This is a genomic window from Arthrobacter sp. R3-55, assembly GCF_054161505.1.
On the sequence record NZ_CP096423.1, the window covers coordinates 341,373 to 358,215 of the forward strand.

Below are 16,843 nucleotides of genomic sequence, written 5' to 3' on the forward strand. Positions count from 1 at the left end.
CCCCGGATCACAGCAACAAGATACGATGTGTCTAAGCAAATGCCGCCTCACCATACGGAGTGTCATGTCTATCCCTTTAGGCGCAGCCTTGGAGTACGAAAGCCTGAAATCTGCTGCTCCCCGGGTCCTCAACTTGGTCCCGGATGCCATGAACAGGGCGGTTCGCTGGGTGCATTCCAGCGAGGTCCTGGACATCGCACCGCTCCTCAGCGGTGGCGAATTGTTGTTGAGCGGCGGGCAGGCGCTCGCAGGCGTTACCCCTGAACGGCAGGCGGACTACGTCCGGCAACTGGCAGCCCGGGGGATTGCGGCGCTGGCGCTGGAAACCGGTCCTGCCCTTCCCGAAGTGCCGGAAGCCATGCTGGCAATAGCCGAGGCCGCTGGGTTGCCCGTCATTGAGCTGCGCCACGTGGTCCCGTTTGTTGGAGTCATGCAGGAGATCAACTCGCTCCTGGTCAGCGAATCCGTGGAGCATCTTCAGCGCGGCGACCAAGCAAGCCACGCGATGGCTGCGGAGCTTGCCCACGGCGGCGGGCTCGACCAGCTCCTGGCAGTGCTGTCCGAAAGGACAGGCGCAAGTGCAAGGCTGGTCTCGCCGTCGGGCCTCACCCTCGGCGCCTCCGGCGGCACCTTTCCCGCCGGCAGCGCCTCCGCACCGGACGGCAGTCCGGCAACGAACAACACCATTGCCATGGACGATGGCGGCAGCGTCACCACGGTGGACGTGCCGGTGCGCGGTGTCCTGGCGGCGCGTCTGGAACTTCACATGCACGACGGCGGCGACGCTGCCTTGGCGCGGGTGGCCGGTGAACGATCCGTAGACATCCTGGGCCTGGCGCTGTTGCAACGGATGCCGCCCGGGCTGAAGGAACTCGCAGGCATCGAACTCATGCGGGCCATCAATTCGGGAAGCCAGCAGTGGCAGCTGCAGCAGCTCGGGCCGGCGTCGGGATTTCCTGTTAAAGGTGCAGTGGCCGCCGTGGTGATCCGCTCCACCGGGGCCGGGCACCTACGTCCGGCCGTGGACGCGCTGCTCCGCCAGTGCGTTCCGCACAGTGCGAGTTATGCCAACAATGCTGAGCTGATGGCGCTCGCTGCCTTGGGCGATGGGGCTGCCACCCGGCGGGGCCTTTTGGATGCCCTGCGCCAACTGGAAGTTCCGGCCGGATCCTTGGTGGCGGTGGGCCCGTTGGGCAGGGGAATTGCCCAGGCGCCATGGTCCTTGGCTGAGGCGCGTCGGGCACTTGAACTAGCGCCGGCAGGCAATGGTGTGGTGGATGCTGACACCTTGGCAGTGGAGCTCCTTGCGGACGAGTCGCTGGACCCGGCCACGCGTGAAGGGTTCGTGGAGCGGCAGCTGGGGGCCGTCGTCGAGCATGACCGCGTGAAAAAGTCTGAACTGATGCTGACGCTGGCCGTTTGGCTGGATACGGGGTGCAACACGGCCCAGGCGGCACGCGAGCTGCATCTGGAGCGGCAGTCGCTGCATCACCGGCTCCAACGGATTTTTGACCTGTGCGGGGGAGATCCCCGGGGGACAGGCCGGCTGGCCGCGCTGCATCTGGCAACCCGGCTGGCCCGTTTGTAGGCCCCCGTTAAACGCCAATTCGATGGTTCCCTGCATACGGTGCCGTTCGCAACAGCGTATACGCAGGGAACCATCGAAATGGTTGCTTTGCAGAGCCCTACTTCAACACGATCGTCCTGTTCCCATTCAGGATGATCCGCCCCTCGCAGTGCCAGCGAACAGCGTTGCTGAGGGCCTTGCATTCGGTGTCCCGGCCGGCGGCTACGAGATCGTCCGGCCCGAACGTGTGGTCCACTTCCACTACCTGCTGGGCGATGATGGGACCTTCGTCCAATTCGCCATTCACGTAGTGGGCGGTGGCGCCCACAGTTTTGACGCCACGCGCGTAGGCCTGGTGGTAGGGCTTGGCACCCTTAAAACTGGGCAGGAACGAGTGGTGGATGTTGATGGCCCGGCCGTCCAGCTTGCGGGCAAGATCATCGCTGAGCACCTGCATGTACCGGGCCAGGACAATGAGTTCCACGTCCAGTTCGTCGATGATCTCCAGCAGGCGCCCCTCGGCGGCAGGCTTGGTGGCAGCCGTGACGGGAACGTGGAAGAACGGGATCCCGTGCCATTCCGCCAGGCCCTGGTGGTCGGTGTGGTTGGACACTACGCCCACCACGTTGATGGGCAGCTCGCCGATCCTCGCGCGGAACAGGAGGTCGTTCAGGCAGTGCCCGAACTTGGAGACCATGATCAGCACACGGCGCTTGTAGCCCTGGCGCTCAAGCTCCCAATTCATGCTGTATTTCTCCCCCACGGGGGCAAAGGCGGTCCGCAAGGCATCGACCGTTGAGGTGTCGCCGGACGAGGCGAAGTGCACCCGCATGAAGAAGTGGCCTTCGGCGCGGTCGCCGAACTGCTTGTTGTCGATGATGTCGCAGCCGTGTTCCAGCAGGAAACCGGACACTGCGTGCACGATTCCCGGGCCTTCGGGGCAGTCGAGGGTGAGGACGTGTTCCACCGTGGTTTCCGCGGAGGATGGTGCGGCAGTTTCAGTTTGGATGGCAGTCATGGCTAGCACTCCACTACGTTGACGGCGAGGCCTCCACGGGAGGTCTCCTTGTACTTGGATTTCATGTCTGCGCCGGTCTCGCGCATGGTCTTGATGGCTTTGTCCAGAGAAACTTTGTGGCTGCCATCGCCATGCAGGGCAAGGCGCGCGGCGTTGATGGCCTTGACGCTGGCGATTGCGTTGCGTTCGATGCAGGGAATCTGCACCAGCCCACCCACGGGATCGCACGTGAGGCCCAGGTTGTGTTCGATGCCCACTTCAGCGGCATTCTCCACTTGCTCCGGTGTTCCACCCAGGACTTCGCAGAGCCCGGCGGCGGCCATGGAGCAGGCGGAACCCACCTCGCCCTGGCAGCCTACTTCGGCACCGGAGATGGACGCGTTGATTTTGAACAGGATTCCGACGGCGGCCGCCGCCAGCAGGAACCGCACGACACCGTCGTCGTTGGCTCCCGGAACAAACTTGGTGTAATAGTGCAGCACGGCGGGCACAATCCCGGCGGCACCGTTGGTGGGCGCGGTGACGATCCTGCCGCCCGCAGCATTTTCCTCGTTCACGGCCAAGGCGAAAAGGTTCACCCATTCCATGGCCAGGAGGGGGTCCGCTGAACTTGCTCCGTTCAGCTCGGCGTCAGTTTCGGAGAGCTTCTTGAACAACGACGGCGCCCGTCGCCTGACCTTCAAACCTCCCGGCAGGATTCCCTCGGCAGAGCACCCGTTGTCCACGCATTCCTGCATGACGGCCCAAATGCTGAGCAAGCGTTCGCGGAGCTCATCCTCGGAACGCCACACAAGCTCGTTGGCCAGCATGATGTCCGAGATCGATTTTCCCTCGCGGAGACAGATGGCCAGTAGCTCGTCCGCTGTGGTGAACGGGTAGGGCAGCACGGTGTCATCGGCTACCACTTTGTCGGCTCCCGAGACGTCACCGTCCACCACGAAGCCGCCCCCGATGGAGTAGTAGCTGCGTTCCCGGAGCACGGTGCCCGTGTGGTCCAAGGCGCGGAAGGTCATGCCGTTGGGGTGGGCGGGCAACGATTTGCGGCGGTGCAGGACCACGTCCTCGTCCCAGTTGAAGTCCACCCGGTGGTTGCCGCCCAGCCGGAGTTCGGCGTCGAGGGCCGCGGCGGCCACCTGGTCATCGGCGGTGTGGGTGTTCACGGTTTCGGGTGAGTGGCCCTGCAGCCCCAGAACCACAGCTTTGTCTGAGCCGTGGCCCCGGCCGGTGGCGCCCAGGGAGCCGAAAAGCTCAGCCTGGACGCGCACCGTAGCCGGGAGCTGGCCGGAGGATTCAAGTCCGTCCGTGAACTGTTTTGCCGCGCGCATGGGGCCAACCGTGTGTGAAGACGAGGGCCCGATGCCAACAGAAAACAGGTCAAGCACACTCAATGCCATTAGGGGACCTCGGGGGAGGCGTACTCCCGCATGGCGTCAAGGAGCCAGCGTCCCAGGAAGTCGGCAAACGAGGCCCGGGGAAAGATCCGGTAGGACTCGTCCGAAGTCTTCCAGAGCATCACCGGAATGTGCGCGAGCTCAGTGGAGACAGCGGTACCGGCCTTGAAGACGCGGGGGTGCAGGTCCAAGGCGCAGGTCTTCTCCAAAACGGCGCGGGCGTGGCTGCCGGAGAGCTCGAACGTGGTGCGGTTGGCGGACAGGTCCACCACCTGGCCTGCGTCGTTGCCCAAGGCATTGGTCAGATCGCCGACCAAGGAATCGTGGGCCTCTTCCGGTGCCACCACCATGAACTCGGTGGGGCCGAGCCACAGGGTGTTCACGGAACCGGTCCCCGTCACGGCGCCGCACGTGGCAGGCAAGCCGCCGGTGACGGACGCAACCCGGGTACCGGCGTCGGACGCTGGGTGAACCCGGACGCCCACCATGGTCTGGTACGGAATTTCGGTGAGCGTCACCGTGCCCGGCACGGAGCCGGAGGTGAAAGCGTCCGCGAGGTGTTCGGCCGGGCTGCGGCGGGCGCCCCGGACGCGGTTGACGTGTGCGGTTTCTGCTGGTGTTGCTGTTTCAGCCATCTTTGCGGGTCCCTTCAGCATCGAAAAGTACGGTTTCGCCAACAACCACGTCCACCAATTGGTCTCCCAACGAGGCCACCAGGGTCTCGCCGATGCGGTTGCGGCCGTTTTGAATGAGGGCCAGGGCGAAGGAACGGCCCAGTGCGGCGCTGTGGTAGCTGGAGGTTACAAATCCCTCCATGGGAACGGGTCCTTTAGCCGGGTTGACCGGGATGCCCTTTTCCACCAGCTGGGTGCCTTCAGGCAACCGCAGCGAGTGGTCCACGGGAAGGACGCTCACCAGGTGCTTGCGGTCCTCGCGGCTTGCATCCTGCCGAAGGTAGGAGCGCTTGCCGATGAAGTCCTTGGCCTTGGAGACAATCCAATCCATGCCGGCGTCCTGCGGGGTGACCGTGCCATCGGTGTCCTGCCCCACGATCGGGTAGCCCTTCTCGGCGCGGAGGACGTGCATGGTTTCGGTGCCGTACGGGGTGATGTTGAACTCGGCACCTGCGGCGGCAACTGCTTCCCAGGTGTTGAGGCCGTACCAGGACGGGATGTTGATTTCGTAGGCCAGTTCACCGGAGAAGGAGATCCGGCAAACGCGTGCCTGCACTCCGGACGCCAGGGTGGTCTCGCGGAACGTCATGAACGGGAAGTTTTCAGCATCCAGGCCACCGTTTTCGGCGAGCTGGGGAGCAACCTTCGCGATCACTGCGCGGGACTTCGGGCCAACTACCGCAATGGTGCTCCACTGTTCCGTGACGGAGGTGCAGACCACATCGAGCTCGGGCCACTCCGTCTGGTGCCACTCTTCCAACCAGTCCAGCACCTTGGCTGCGCCGCCGGTGGTGGTGGTCATGAAGTAGCGGTCATCGTCCAGGCGGAGGGTCACGCCGTCGTCGAAGATCATGCCGTCCAAGGTGCACATGACACCGTAGCGGGCGGACCCCGGGGCGAGCTTCTTGAAGGCGTTGGTGTACACGCGGTTCAGGAATTCACCGGCGTCCTTGCCGCGGATCTCGATCTTGCCCAGGGTGGTGGCGTCCATGAAGCCCACGGAGTCACGGACCGCTGCGCATTCGCGCAGAACGGCGGTGTCCATGTCCTCCCCGGCCTGCGGGTAGTACCAGGGGCGCTTCCACTGCCCAACATCTTCGAACAATGCGCCCTGTGCTACGTGCCATGGGTGGATCGAGGTGACGCGGGCGGGGTCGAACAGTTCGCCGCGCTGGCGGCCTGCCAATGCTGCGAAGGCCACGGGGGTGAACGGTGCACGGTATGCCGTGGTTCCGATCTCGCCAACGCCCGGAATGTTCTCAGCTCCGCCGAACTTCAGCGCCGCGGCGATGACGCCGATTGCGTTGACACCGGAGGTCTTGCCCTGATCGTTGGCCGTGCTGATGGAGGTGTACCGCTTGACGTGTTCCACGGACCGCATGCCTGCCCCGGTGGAGCGGAGGACGTCGGCTACGGACTGGTCGCGCTGGAAGTCCACGAAGTGGTGGTGCCATTCGCCGGGCTCACCCGTTTGGCCGGGAACCAGCCACAGCTGGCGGCTCGGAGCGCTTGCCGCCGGTGCCTGAAGCTGCACCGGTGTGGTTTCGGACTCGAAGCCGGCGGCGATGGACGCTGCTGCTCCTGCCGAGATGCCCTCTGCCAGGCAGTCCTGGAGTTCAAAGCTGCCACGGCCTGCGCCCACCACCTGTTGGTTGCGGACGGGAGCGGCGGGAATGAACGCTGCGAGCTCGTCATCCCAACGCAGCTTGCCCTGGCGCTGGCTGTGGAGGTGGACCACAGGGCTCCAACCACCGGAAACTGCCAGGAGATCGGCAGCCAGCTGTTCGACGCCCGAGGTGAGTTCGCCGTCGTCGTTGATACTGCGGACGGTCACCCCATTCAGGCGGCCGATTTCATCCGCGGACGTGTCAGCCACGGCGCTGCCGATCAGGACCCGGATACCGGACTCGACGGCGGCGGCGGCCTTCGCGCTGATCTGCGGACGGGCATCGACGACGGCGGCAACCGCCACGCCTGCTGCCTGCAAGTCCGCAGCCAGGGCGTAAGCGGAATCGTTCGTGGTGCTGATGACCACGCGTGAACCGGCTGCCACAGCGTAGCGGTTGAGGTAAGTGCGGGCCGCTGAGGCAAGCATGATGCCCGGGCGGTCGTTGTTCTCGAACACCAGCGGACGCTCATGGGCGCCGGGGGCCAGGACAACCTGCTTGGCACGGATGTGCCAAATACGCTGGCGGGAAACACCCGAAGCTGCCGGAACGCTCAAGTGGTCCGTGCGGTTCTGGGCTGCGATGAAGTAGTTGGAGTCGTAGGAGCCAAAAGCCGTGGTGCGGTTCAGCACCGTGCATTCGCCGGCTGAAACCAGCTCGGCTTCTACGTCGGCAACCCACTCCAGCGCTGGCTTGCCTTCGATCTGCTCGGCCAGTCCTTCTGCGGTTGAGCCGGAGAGCAGGGAGCCGCCGAGTTCAGGCTGGTCGTCGATGAGGATGACACGGGCGCCGGTACGGACAGCTTCGCGGGCTGCTGCCAGGCCGGCAATGCCTCCACCGACCACCAGGACATCGGTGTGTACGTACTTCTTGTCGTACTCGGCCTTGTCCTCGTTGGGATCCAGCTTGCCAAGTCCGGAGAGGAGCTCAATGTTCATGCCATCCACCAAGGAAACTGCGGTGGCGGGAAGCATGGACTCGGCGACGTGTCCGCGGAAACGGGGAGCGATCTTGACCAGGGCGTTGGACTCTTCCACGCCGGCGGCCATGATGCCGCGGGGGCGGTCCTCGTACAGTGAGTTGCCGGCGTTGATGTGGCCGTTGGCCAGAAGCGCCGAAGCGATGGTGTCGCCCGGGTGGCCGGTGAATTCCCGGCCGTCCACCGTGAAGCGCCAGGAGATGCTGCGATCGATGCGTCCGCCGGTGGCGAGACGTGCGTTCTTGCTGGTCACTTCTAGACTCCTTCCGAGGAGGTGGGTGCTGTGGAGCCGGAGATCGGGACGCCGGTGGTTGGGGCGGCGGGTGCAAGGTCCGGGCGGGCCTGGCCCATCCCGTAAATGGAGTGGATCTCGTAGCTCACGGTGTCGCGGAGCATGTTGAACCACTGCCGGCAGCCGGTGCTGTGAACCCAGCGCTCGGCGAAGGTGCCCTTGGTGTTCTCCCGGTAGAACAGGTATTCAGCCCATTCGCGGTCCGTGAGGTCATTGGGGCTTTCGGGGTAGGCAACGTGTGCTTGGCCGCCGTAGTGGAATTCGGTTTCGTCGCGTGGCCCGCAGTTGGGGCATGAAATGAGGAGCATGTCTTTTCCTGTCCTGTCCTGGGTGGGCGCTAGTGGGCCACGGCTGCGGCGCCGTGTTCGTCGATCAAGGCGCCGGTCTCGAAGCGTTCCAGAGCAAAGGGCTTGTTCAGCTTGTGAGGTGCGCCCGTGGCAATGGTGTGCGCGAAGGTCAGGCCCGCGGCCGGGGTGCCCTTGAAGCCGCCCGTTCCCCAACCACAGTTGACGAACATGTTCTCCACGGGGGACAGGCCCACGATCGGTGAGGCATCCAAGGTGGTGTCCACAATGCCGCCCCAGGTCCGGAGCACGTGGGCCCGGGCGAAGATCGGGAAGAGCTCCACGGCTGCTGCCATCTGCTCCTCAATCACATGGAACGAGCCGCGCTGGCCGTAGCCGTTGTAAGAGTCGACGCCGGCACCCATCACCAGTTCGCCCTTGTGGGCCTGGGATACATAGACGTGGACGTGGTTGGACATGACCACCGTGGGGTGGACAGGCTCGTGGAGTTCGGACACCAGTGCCTGGAGCGGGTGGCTCTGGATCGGCAGGCGGAAGCCGGCCATTTCTGCCAGGACCGAGCTGTGGCCGGCGGCGCAGAGGCCCACCTTTTCGGTGTTGATGGTGCCGCGGGTGGTCTGGACACCGGTGACCCGGTTGCCGTCCTTGATGAAGCCGGTGACTTCGCAGTTCTGGATGATGTCCACACCGAGCTCATCGCACTTGCGGGCGAAGGCCCAGGCCACGTGGTCGTGCTTGGCAATGCCTGCACGCGGCTGGTACGTGGCACCCATGACGGGGTAGCGGATGTTGTCGCTGATGTTCAGGATGGGGCACAGTTCCTTGACCTGCTGCGGATCCAGCCACTCAGCATCCACGCCGTTGAGCCGGTTGGCACCCACGCGGCGAACGCTTTCACGGACATCGCCCAAGGTGTGGGCCAGGTTCATGACACCGCGCTGGCTGAACAGGAAGTCGTACTCCAGCTCTTCCGGGAGGATCTCCCAGAGCTTGAGTGCGTGCTCATAGATGGCAGCGCTCTCGTCCCAGAGGTAGTTGGAACGGATGATGGTGGTGTTGCGGGCCATGTTTCCACCGGCCAGCCAACCCTTTTCCAGGATGGCGATGTTGGTCATGCCGTGGTTTTTCGCCAGGAAGTACGCAGTGGCCAGGCCATGCCCGCCACCACCCACAATCACGGCGTCATAGCTTTTCTTCGGGTCCGGGTTACGCCAGAGGAAGTCCGGGTGTTCGGGGAGGTGGTCGGCACTCACTGGGCTGCTCCAATCAGTTCTGCTTCGGTTACGGCGCCTTTGCCGTTGTTGTTCAGGTGGGGGTAAAGCGGGAACTTCTCCGCCAGGGCGGTTACGCGGCGGCGGAGCTCGACGGCGGTGGTCTCGTCCAGGGTCACGTCGGCTTCGCTGCTGGCTGCTTCGGTGCCTGCCTCAGTGCCGCCGTCTTTGGTGCCGCTGTTCGCTGCGGCGATCAACGCCGTCGCAATGATGTCCGAGACTTCGGTGAAGTCCTCGGCGCCGAAGCCGCGGGCGGCGAGGGCGGGAGTGCCGATACGCAGGCCGGAGGAAACCATGGGCGGGCGGGGGTCGAAGGGGACGGCGTTGCGGTTGACCGTGATGCCGATCCGGTGAAGGGTATCTTCCGCCTGTTGGCCGTTAAGGACGGAGTGGCGGAGGTCGGCCAGCACCAGGTGGACGTCGGTTCCGCCGCTGACAACGGAGATGCCGGCTGCGGCTACGTCGTCCTGGAGGAGGCGCTGGGCCAGGATCTTGGATCCTTCCAGGACGCGGACCTGGCGTTCCTGGAATTCCGGTTCGGCTGCCATCTTGAAGGCCACGGCCTTTGCGGCGATGACGTGTTCCAACGGACCACCCTGCTGGCCGGGGAAGACGGCGGAATTAACCTTCTTGGCGATGTCGGCGTCGTTAGTGAGGATGACGCCGCCGCGGGGGCCGCCAAGGGTTTTGTGCGTAGTGCTGGTGACAATGTGCGCGTGCGGGACAGGCGACGGGTGCAGCCCTGCAGCAACGAGACCCGCGAAGTGGGCCATGTCCACCATGAGGTAGGCGCCCACCAGGTCCGCGATCCGGCGGAATTCGGCGAAATCCAGCTGGCGGGAGTAGGCCGACCAGCCGGCGACGATCAGTTGGGGCTTGCTCTCAAGGGCCAGACGCTCAACTTCAGCCATGTCTACGGTGTGGGTGTCCTCGCGGACTCCGTAAGGAACAACCTTGTACAACTTGCCGGAGAAGTTGATGCGCATGCCGTGGGTCAGGTGACCGCCATGGGCGAGGTTCAGGCCCATGATGGTGTCGCCCGGGGTGATGAGCGCATGCATGGCCGAGGCGTTGGCCTGGGCGCCGGAGTGGGGCTGGACGTTGGCGAACTCTGCACCAAACAGTGACTTCAGGCGGTCGATGGCCAGCTGTTCGATCACATCAACGTGTTCGCAGCCCCCGTAGTAACGCTTACCGGGGTAGCCCTCGGCGTACTTGTTGGTCAGCACCGAGCCCTGGGCTTCCATGACGGCCGTTGGTGCGAAGTTCTCAGAGGCGATCATTTCCAGCGTGGATTGCTGGCGGATGAGTTCCTGGGCGATCGCCTGATCGACCTCCGGGTCCGCCTGTGCAAGGGGGCGGATCAGCGGTTCAACCATGGTGTTCTCCTTCAAAGGCTTGTCTAGTGGCCGACTGTTAGGCAACTGATATATTAGAACTATTGCCATAGTATGTTGAAGGTCACATGGTCGTCAACGGGTCTGCGGTAACTCATCCAGCAGGCAGGGGTACGACGACGGGAGAGAGCAATGAGCGCCGCATTGGAAGCACTGGAATCAGTTCCGCAGGGTACGTCCCTCGCGGAGAACGCCTATCTGCTGCTGCGCGACAGGCTCATCATGCTGGACGTCAAACCCGGCGATCCCATCAACGACGGCCAAATTGCCGCCGAATTGGGCATCGGGCGCACTCCTGTCCGTGAAGCCATCAAGCGACTCGAAAGCGACCACCTTGTGGTCTCATATCCGCGGCGCGGCACGTTCGCCACCGGCGTGGACATCACCCAGCTCGCCGAAGTCTCCGAAATCCGCGAGCTCCTGGAACCCCTTGCCTCCAGGAAGGCTGCCCGCATGGCCAGCCCCGCCATGCGCTCCGAGCTCCGAGCCGTCGCCGCCGCCATTCGTGATCTTGACGGCCAGGACAATTCCTCGCAGGAACTCATGCGCTACGACATCCAGGTGCACCGGCTCATCTACAAGGCCTCGGCCAACGCACACCTCGAGGACGTCCTGATCCGGTACGACAACCTCGCAACCCGCATCTGGTGCCACATGCTCGAGAAGATGCCCTCCGTCTCCGGCCACATCTCCGAACACGCCGACCTCCTCACCGCCATTGCCGACGGCGACGAAGACCGCGCCGCCGAACTCGCCCTGCACCACGTAGTCAGCTTCGAAGAAACCATCCGCAAGGTCCTCTAACCGTCTCTCACATCCCGCGTGTTTGGGGGCGACGCTCTTTCACATCCCGCGTGCTTGAGGGCGACGCTCTTTCACATCCCGCGTTGTTGATCGCGTTGCTCTCTCACATCCCGCGTGCTTGATCGCGTCCCCCTCCCACGCCCCGCGTGCTTGAGCCCAGGCCCAAACCTTTCGGGTGCCTGGGAGCGTGTTGCCGTGCGCGGGCTCGAACTATGGCATCCGCGCTGAAGTTTCCGTCCGGTTGCCGGCTTTCTTCAAGAAGTGGGATAGCGATGGGCTGAAGGGCTAGGGATGTGGGAGAGCGTCGGTACGGGAGTGATGCGTCTGATGCAACTATGTCTCCTCTGAAACAACATGCCATCAACGCCGAAATTATCGAGGGACACCACTGGGCAGGGAAAACACATTCAGGATTACCCTTGACCGCCACCACTCCCGCACATAGTCTGGTGCAACAGCGTTGCGTTGAGCGCAACCACTCTTACCTTGTTGGACACCTGACCATGAATCCTCCATGGCAGCGCACCGTTCATGGCCGCCATCTTGATCGTCATGACCGCCAGCGGCCGCCATAGTTTCCCACCCATTGAAAGGAACCACCATGACCATCACTCAGAACGAGGCCGTCAACGATGTGGCCAAGCTCGAGCGCACCAAAGTCCTCAACAATGGCGAAAAAGTCTCGCTGACCTTCTCCGACGCTGAGTTTGAACGCCGCCTCGGCGGCCTGCGCAGCATCATGGCCGAGAAGGACCTCGACGCCGTGGTCCTCACCAGCTACCACTCCATCAAGTACTACTCCGACTTCCTCTTCACCTACTTCGGCCGCTCCTACGGCATGGTGGTCACTAAGGATGACACGGTCACCATTACGGCAAATATCGACGCCGGAATGCCTTGGCGCCGTAGCTACGGCGAGAACCTGGTGTACACGGACTGGCGCCGGGACAACTACATCCACGCCATCCAGGAAGTCCTGCGCACCCGCGGGATCAACCCGCGCCGCATCGGCGTCGAAGATGACTCGCTGCCTTTGGACAACCGCAACAAGATCCAAGCCGCCTTCTCCGGAGCAACGTTGGTGGATGTGGCGCAGGCTGCGATGCGTCAGCGCATGATCAAGTCGGACGAGGAAATCGCGGTCATCAAGCACGGCGCCCGCATTGGCGACCTCGGCGGCGAGGCCATCCGCAACGCCATCACAGCCGGCATCACCGAGTACGAGGTCGCGTTGATCGGCACCGAAGCCATGGTCCACGAGATCGCACGCACATTCCCGGACTCGGAAATCCGCGATACCTGGGTATGGTTCCAGTCCGGCATCAACACCGACGGCGCCCACAACTGGGCCACCACGCGCAAAATCCAGGAACACGACATCCTGTCGCTGAACTGCTTCCCCATGACCAGCGGCTACTACACCGCATTGGAACGGACCCTGTTCTACGGCGAACCGGACGCCCGTTCCCTGGAGCTGTGGAACATCAACGTGGAGGTACATAAGCGCGGCCTTGAACTGATCAAGCCCGGTGCCGTCTGCAAGGACATCGCCGCAGAGCTCAACGAGATCTACGTCAGCCACGGGCTCCTGGCCAACCGGACGTTCGGCTACGGTCACTCGTTCGGCGTGCTGAGCCACTACTACGGCCGTGAAGCTGGATTGGAACTGCGCGAGGACATCGACACCGTCCTGGAACCGGGCATGGTGGTTTCCATGGAACCGATGATCACCGTGCTGGACGGCCAGCCGGGTGCCGGCGGCTACCGTGAGCACGACATCCTGGTGGTGGGCGAGGACGGTGCGGAGAACATCACCAAGTTCCCGTTCGGTCCCGAGTACAACATCATCGGAGCCTAATGACCCGGCCGGTGGACACAGCGTGGTGTCCACCGGCCGAACCCGGTGGGGCGGCCGCCGTCGGAATATCTCCAGCGAAATATAGTGAACCCATGACTCCCACTGAATCCAGCGACACTCCTGAGAACAGCAACAGCACTGGTGACAGCAAAAACACCTCCGTAATCGTCAACGCCATCGCGGTGCTGAGGAGCTTCACCGCCGACGAACCGCTCCTGGGAGTCACCGAAATCGCCGGCCGTATTGGCCTGCACAAGAGCACCGTTTCGCGCATCCTGGCGACGCTGGAACAGGAAAACCTGGTAGAGCGCGACGTCGATTCGCGCAGGTTCCGCTTGGGGCTGGGGATGATCGCCATGGCAGGCCCCCTCCTGGCGGAACTCGAAGAGCGCCGCGTGGCCTACCCCGTGCTGCGCGAACTGACAGAACGCACGGGGGAGACGAGCGCCCTCATGGTGTGGAATGGCAACGAGTCGATGTGCGTGGAACAGATCCCCAGCCGCCATCAGGTCAAACACCTTGCTCCGTTGGGTGCCCGCTACAACGAGGCCCTGAGCTCGTCGGTGCAGGTGTTCCTCGGCGCGGAGGACAAGGATCGTGTGCGGCAGCTCCTGCGCAGCGGGTCGATCACCCTTCCCGGCCTGGACGGGGATGCCATTGAGGCGTACCTGGCGAGGGTTGAGGAATCCGTGGAGCGCGGCTGGGCAGTTAACTTTGGGGAGACTTCCATTGAAGAAGTCGGAGTGGCATCACCCGTTTATGACCATCGTGGCGACATTGTGGCCTCGGTCCTGATTCCGGCTCCCAAGTTCCGGGTTTCCCAGGACACCTTGGACAGCCTCGGTGAAGCCTGTTCAGCAGCAGCAGCAAAGGTCACAACGAGGCTGGGTGGGCGCGCCCCGCGCTAAGCCGGGTACCCGCCGTCGAGCGCTTATTAGGCACAAAAAACGGCGACCGTCCCGCGAAAGGGGGTGGCCGCCGTCGTTGTTCACATGACGTACGTGAAGGTTACATGTTCCTTCGGGCCGTCCGTGGCTCGTCCATGGCATCCCTGCCCAGCCAGGCGCCAAGCCCGATCATGACAATGCCGAGGATCAGGTGCAGCCAGTTGTCGGCCGTGTTGAACGGGACAAAGTTGGCAGCTGTTCCCTGGTTGATGACCAGGCCATAGATCCAAAGAACGATGTACACGGCGCCGCCGCCCAGGAGGAACATGCGGGCCATGCGTGCGTTCCTTGCCATGGCCAAGCCGGCCACGCCAAACAGCAGGTGAACGATGTTGTGGAGTACGGACACTTGGAAGATTCCAAGCAGCATGGCGCCGGATTCATGTCCCGCAAAGGTCATGGCGCCGAAATTGGTGGTGATTCCCGGGATGAAGCCCAGGATGCCTACCAGCAGAAATACAATGCCAACGCCCATGGCGGTGTTGCGAAGCGTCAACCCCATCATGTGGTGGTGTTCGGCGGGGTGCGAAGCGGTGGTCATCAGTCCTCCCTTTTCACGCGGTTGCCGGCTCTTCTCATGGAGAGCCGCGTGCGGCAAGGGGTGTCGCAAAACCTTGCCGACGCCGCCATAATACTCCTCAAACGCCTCCGATAGCAGGGGATAGGGCCTGTTCAGCGGCGGTTAGCATGGATTTATGAGCCAAGCTCCCAACGGACGTGTGCACACGATATTCCACGACACCCGCGATCTCACGCCTTTCCGCGAGGGCTACGTCCGCACCCCGGTCCGTGGCTTGGCCGACGGCGTCAACGATGTCCTGTCCGGCGTCCTCAGCGGCCGTGACCATGCGAGGTTATCCGTGGTGGGTAACATCCCGCGGCTGAGGATGTTGTCCTCCAAAACGGCCAAGGCAATGCACGACGCCGTGTTCACGTCCACGGAACCGGATCGGCTTCTAGCTTTCGGCCGCATGAATCCGGGATGGGCGGGCTTATGCCACGTGATGGCGGGACTGCTCGCGTACAAGCACGGCGGTTTCTTGAGGGCTTCGGAGTTGCTGCAGCGCGGTTTAACAACAAGGATCGACGACGACGCCAGCCTGTTCTCGGCCACGTACCTGGGGCAGGTGGTCACCAAAGTCGAGGTGGCCGAGCGCGTGGAGGTTCCAGTCCTTTTCAGCGAGGAATCAGTGTTCCTGGCGCTGGCCCATTGCCTCCGGGAAATGGGGATGACCGAGGCCGCCTTGGAAGCGGTGGTGACTTTGCCGCCGTCGTTGCCTTCTGCGTTGGCGCGCTGCACGGCGGCGTATTCGTTGGAACGCCACCGCGACGTGGTGCTCTGGACCGAAGGCCTGTTGAATACCGACGACCTCTCGGCGGCGCTGTTGTTGATCCGCGCGCGGTCGCAGCGGGCCAGGGGCGACTTCGAGTCCGCGCAGGTGGCTTTGAAGGAGGTCCTGCGTCGTCGGAAGACCAATCTGGCGCTAAAGAACGACGCCTTGACTGACCGGGCACTCCTGGCACTGGATCAAGGACGCCGTACCCTGACTCCGCGGTCCAAGCGTCCTGCTCCGCCGGCAGAGCTGGAGACCTTGGAAGTTATCCGCAAGGACGCGGAGATGCGTCGCCTGTGGGAGAACGACTTCAGGCAGTTGGGCGGCGAATAAAACACCCTTGTGCGTTAAGCGGGACAGGCGTAGTGTCTTAATCAACCCAACGGTTGATCAACCGGAAGGTTGATTAACCGTTGGGTGATGAGAAGGGTGCAATACGGAATGGAACAAGATGCTCTCGACAGGGCCTTCATGGCCTTGGCTGATCCGGTGAGGCGGGCCATGGTGGCCCGGCTCTCCCGAGGGGACGCCACCGTCAACGAGCTCGCGGAGCCATTCGCCATCACCAAGCAGGCGGTTTCCAAACACATACAGGTCCTGGAGCATGCAGGATTGGTCACCCGCTCGCGCGACGCACAGCGCAGGCCGGTCCACTTGGATGCGGCAGCTTTGGAGCGGCTGACGGCTTGGATCGACCAGTATCGGCTGCTGGCCGAGTCCCGTTTCCGGCAGTTGGACGAGCTGCTGGGCGCTTCGCAAAATGCCGCCGCCTCCCACCCGGAACAAGAGAACCCGGAACAAGAGAACACAGCAAAGAAGAAAGAGGAACTGAGATGAGCAACCCAACAACAATCACCGCTGATAGTGGCGTCCCGTTCGTTGACACAGTCCGCGAATTCGATGCCCCGGTCAGTGCCGTCTTCAAGGCCCACGTAGACCCGGACCTCTTGGCCAAGTGGCTGGGCCCGCGTAGCACGCAGACGAAAATCACCGAGTACAACGCAACCACAGGCGGCAGCTGGCGCTATGAAAGCGGCGACGACAACGGAATGTACGGCTTCCGCGGGGTCTTCCACACGGTTGAGCCGGATGCCTTGATCATCCAGACCATCGAGTTCGAGGGCGCGCCCAACCAAGTGGTCATCAGCACCACAACCTTCGAGGAGATCGATGGGCGGACCCGGATGTCGGCGCACGAGGTCTACCCCTCGGTTGAAGCACGCGACATGGCCCTGGCGACCGGGATGGACTACGGCGTGATCGAAGGATACGAGCGCCTTGACGAGCTGCTGAGCGCGTAGCTGCCTGACGCCCTGCCGCCTAGCTGCTGAGCGCGTAG

Annotated in this window: 15 protein-coding genes; 7 read left to right on the forward strand and 8 right to left on the reverse strand. The window is 63.3% G+C overall.

Annotation, left to right across the window (positions count from 1 at the left end):
• Nucleotides 1–64 precede the first annotated feature (64 nt).
• On the forward strand, nt 65–1,588 hold the full coding sequence (locus tag M1D51_RS01710) for a PucR family transcriptional regulator (RefSeq protein ID WP_458108296.1): 1,524 nt from the start codon (nt 65–67) through the stop codon (nt 1,586–1,588).
• Nucleotides 1,589–1,685: 97 nt separating this feature from the next.
• On the opposite strand, the gene purU is transcribed toward M1D51_RS01710, so the two are convergent.
• Genes purU through glyA form a run of 7 tightly spaced genes read right to left on the reverse strand, consistent with a single transcriptional unit; the run spans nt 1,686 to nt 10,543 of the window.
• Complete coding sequence (purU, locus tag M1D51_RS01715) at nt 1,686–2,585, reverse strand: formyltetrahydrofolate deformylase (protein ID WP_458108297.1); 900 nt, start codon at nt 2,583–2,585, stop codon at nt 1,686–1,688.
• Between the two features lie 2 nt (nt 2,586–2,587).
• Nucleotides 2,588–3,979 (reverse strand): L-serine ammonia-lyase, encoded by a 1,392-nt coding sequence (locus M1D51_RS01720; RefSeq protein ID WP_172324431.1) that lies wholly within the window; start codon nt 3,977–3,979, stop codon nt 2,588–2,590.
• Entirely contained in the window at nt 3,979–4,611 is a 633-nt protein-coding gene (locus M1D51_RS01725) for a sarcosine oxidase subunit gamma (RefSeq protein ID WP_458108298.1), read from the reverse strand. The genes M1D51_RS01720 and M1D51_RS01725 overlap by 1 nt, the downstream gene beginning before the upstream one ends.
• Nucleotides 4,604–7,549 (reverse strand): sarcosine oxidase subunit alpha family protein, encoded by a 2,946-nt coding sequence (locus tag M1D51_RS01730; RefSeq protein WP_458108299.1) that lies wholly within the window; start codon nt 7,547–7,549, stop codon nt 4,604–4,606. The genes M1D51_RS01725 and M1D51_RS01730 overlap by 8 nt, the downstream gene beginning before the upstream one ends.
• A 2-nt stretch (nt 7,550–7,551) precedes the next feature.
• Entirely contained in the window at nt 7,552–7,896 is a 345-nt protein-coding gene (locus tag M1D51_RS01735) for a sarcosine oxidase subunit delta (RefSeq protein WP_172324197.1), read from the reverse strand.
• A 29-nt stretch (nt 7,897–7,925) separates the two neighbouring features.
• On the reverse strand, nt 7,926–9,146 hold the full coding sequence (locus tag M1D51_RS01740; protein ID WP_011776430.1) for a sarcosine oxidase subunit beta family protein: 1,221 nt from the start codon (nt 9,144–9,146) through the stop codon (nt 7,926–7,928).
• A complete protein-coding gene (glyA, locus tag M1D51_RS01745; protein WP_458108300.1) occupies nt 9,143–10,543 on the reverse strand; it encodes a serine hydroxymethyltransferase in 1,401 nt (466 codons plus the stop codon). Before glyA ends, M1D51_RS01740 begins: the two co-directional genes overlap by 4 nt.
• 150 nt (nt 10,544–10,693) lie before the next feature.
• Between glyA and M1D51_RS01750 the strand changes: the two genes are divergently transcribed.
• The 3 genes from M1D51_RS01750 (at nt 10,694) to M1D51_RS01760 (ending at nt 14,131) form a co-directional block, all read left to right on the forward strand.
• Entirely contained in the window at nt 10,694–11,365 is a 672-nt protein-coding gene (locus tag M1D51_RS01750; RefSeq protein ID WP_172324199.1) for a GntR family transcriptional regulator, read from the forward strand.
• A gap of 601 nt (nt 11,366–11,966) precedes the next feature.
• On the forward strand, nt 11,967–13,223 hold the full coding sequence (locus tag M1D51_RS01755; protein ID WP_458108301.1) for an aminopeptidase P family protein: 1,257 nt from the start codon (nt 11,967–11,969) through the stop codon (nt 13,221–13,223).
• Nucleotides 13,224–13,315: 92 nt separating this feature from the next.
• On the forward strand, nt 13,316–14,131 hold the full coding sequence (locus tag M1D51_RS01760) for an IclR family transcriptional regulator (RefSeq protein WP_172324201.1): 816 nt from the start codon (nt 13,316–13,318) through the stop codon (nt 14,129–14,131).
• Between the two features lie 100 nt (nt 14,132–14,231).
• On the opposite strand, the gene M1D51_RS01765 is transcribed toward M1D51_RS01760, so the two are convergent.
• On the reverse strand, nt 14,232–14,711 hold the full coding sequence (locus tag M1D51_RS01765) for a DUF4383 domain-containing protein (protein ID WP_172324202.1): 480 nt from the start codon (nt 14,709–14,711) through the stop codon (nt 14,232–14,234).
• A 154-nt stretch (nt 14,712–14,865) separates the two neighbouring features.
• On the opposite strand from M1D51_RS01765, the gene M1D51_RS01770 reads away from it, so the two are divergent.
• The 3 genes from M1D51_RS01770 to M1D51_RS01780 all read left to right on the forward strand — a co-directional run bounded on the left by M1D51_RS01770 (nt 14,866) and on the right by M1D51_RS01780 (nt 16,805).
• A complete protein-coding gene (locus M1D51_RS01770) occupies nt 14,866–15,837 on the forward strand; it encodes a hypothetical protein (RefSeq protein WP_172324203.1) in 972 nt (323 codons plus the stop codon).
• A gap of 108 nt (nt 15,838–15,945) precedes the next feature.
• Nucleotides 15,946–16,341 (forward strand): ArsR/SmtB family transcription factor, encoded by a 396-nt coding sequence (locus M1D51_RS01775; RefSeq protein WP_172324204.1) that lies wholly within the window; start codon nt 15,946–15,948, stop codon nt 16,339–16,341.
• Nucleotides 16,338–16,805, forward strand: a complete 468-nt coding sequence (locus M1D51_RS01780) for an SRPBCC family protein (protein WP_458108302.1) — start codon at nt 16,338–16,340, stop codon at nt 16,803–16,805. Before M1D51_RS01775 ends, M1D51_RS01780 begins: the two co-directional genes overlap by 4 nt.
• The last annotated feature ends 38 nt before the right edge of the window (nt 16,806–16,843 follow it).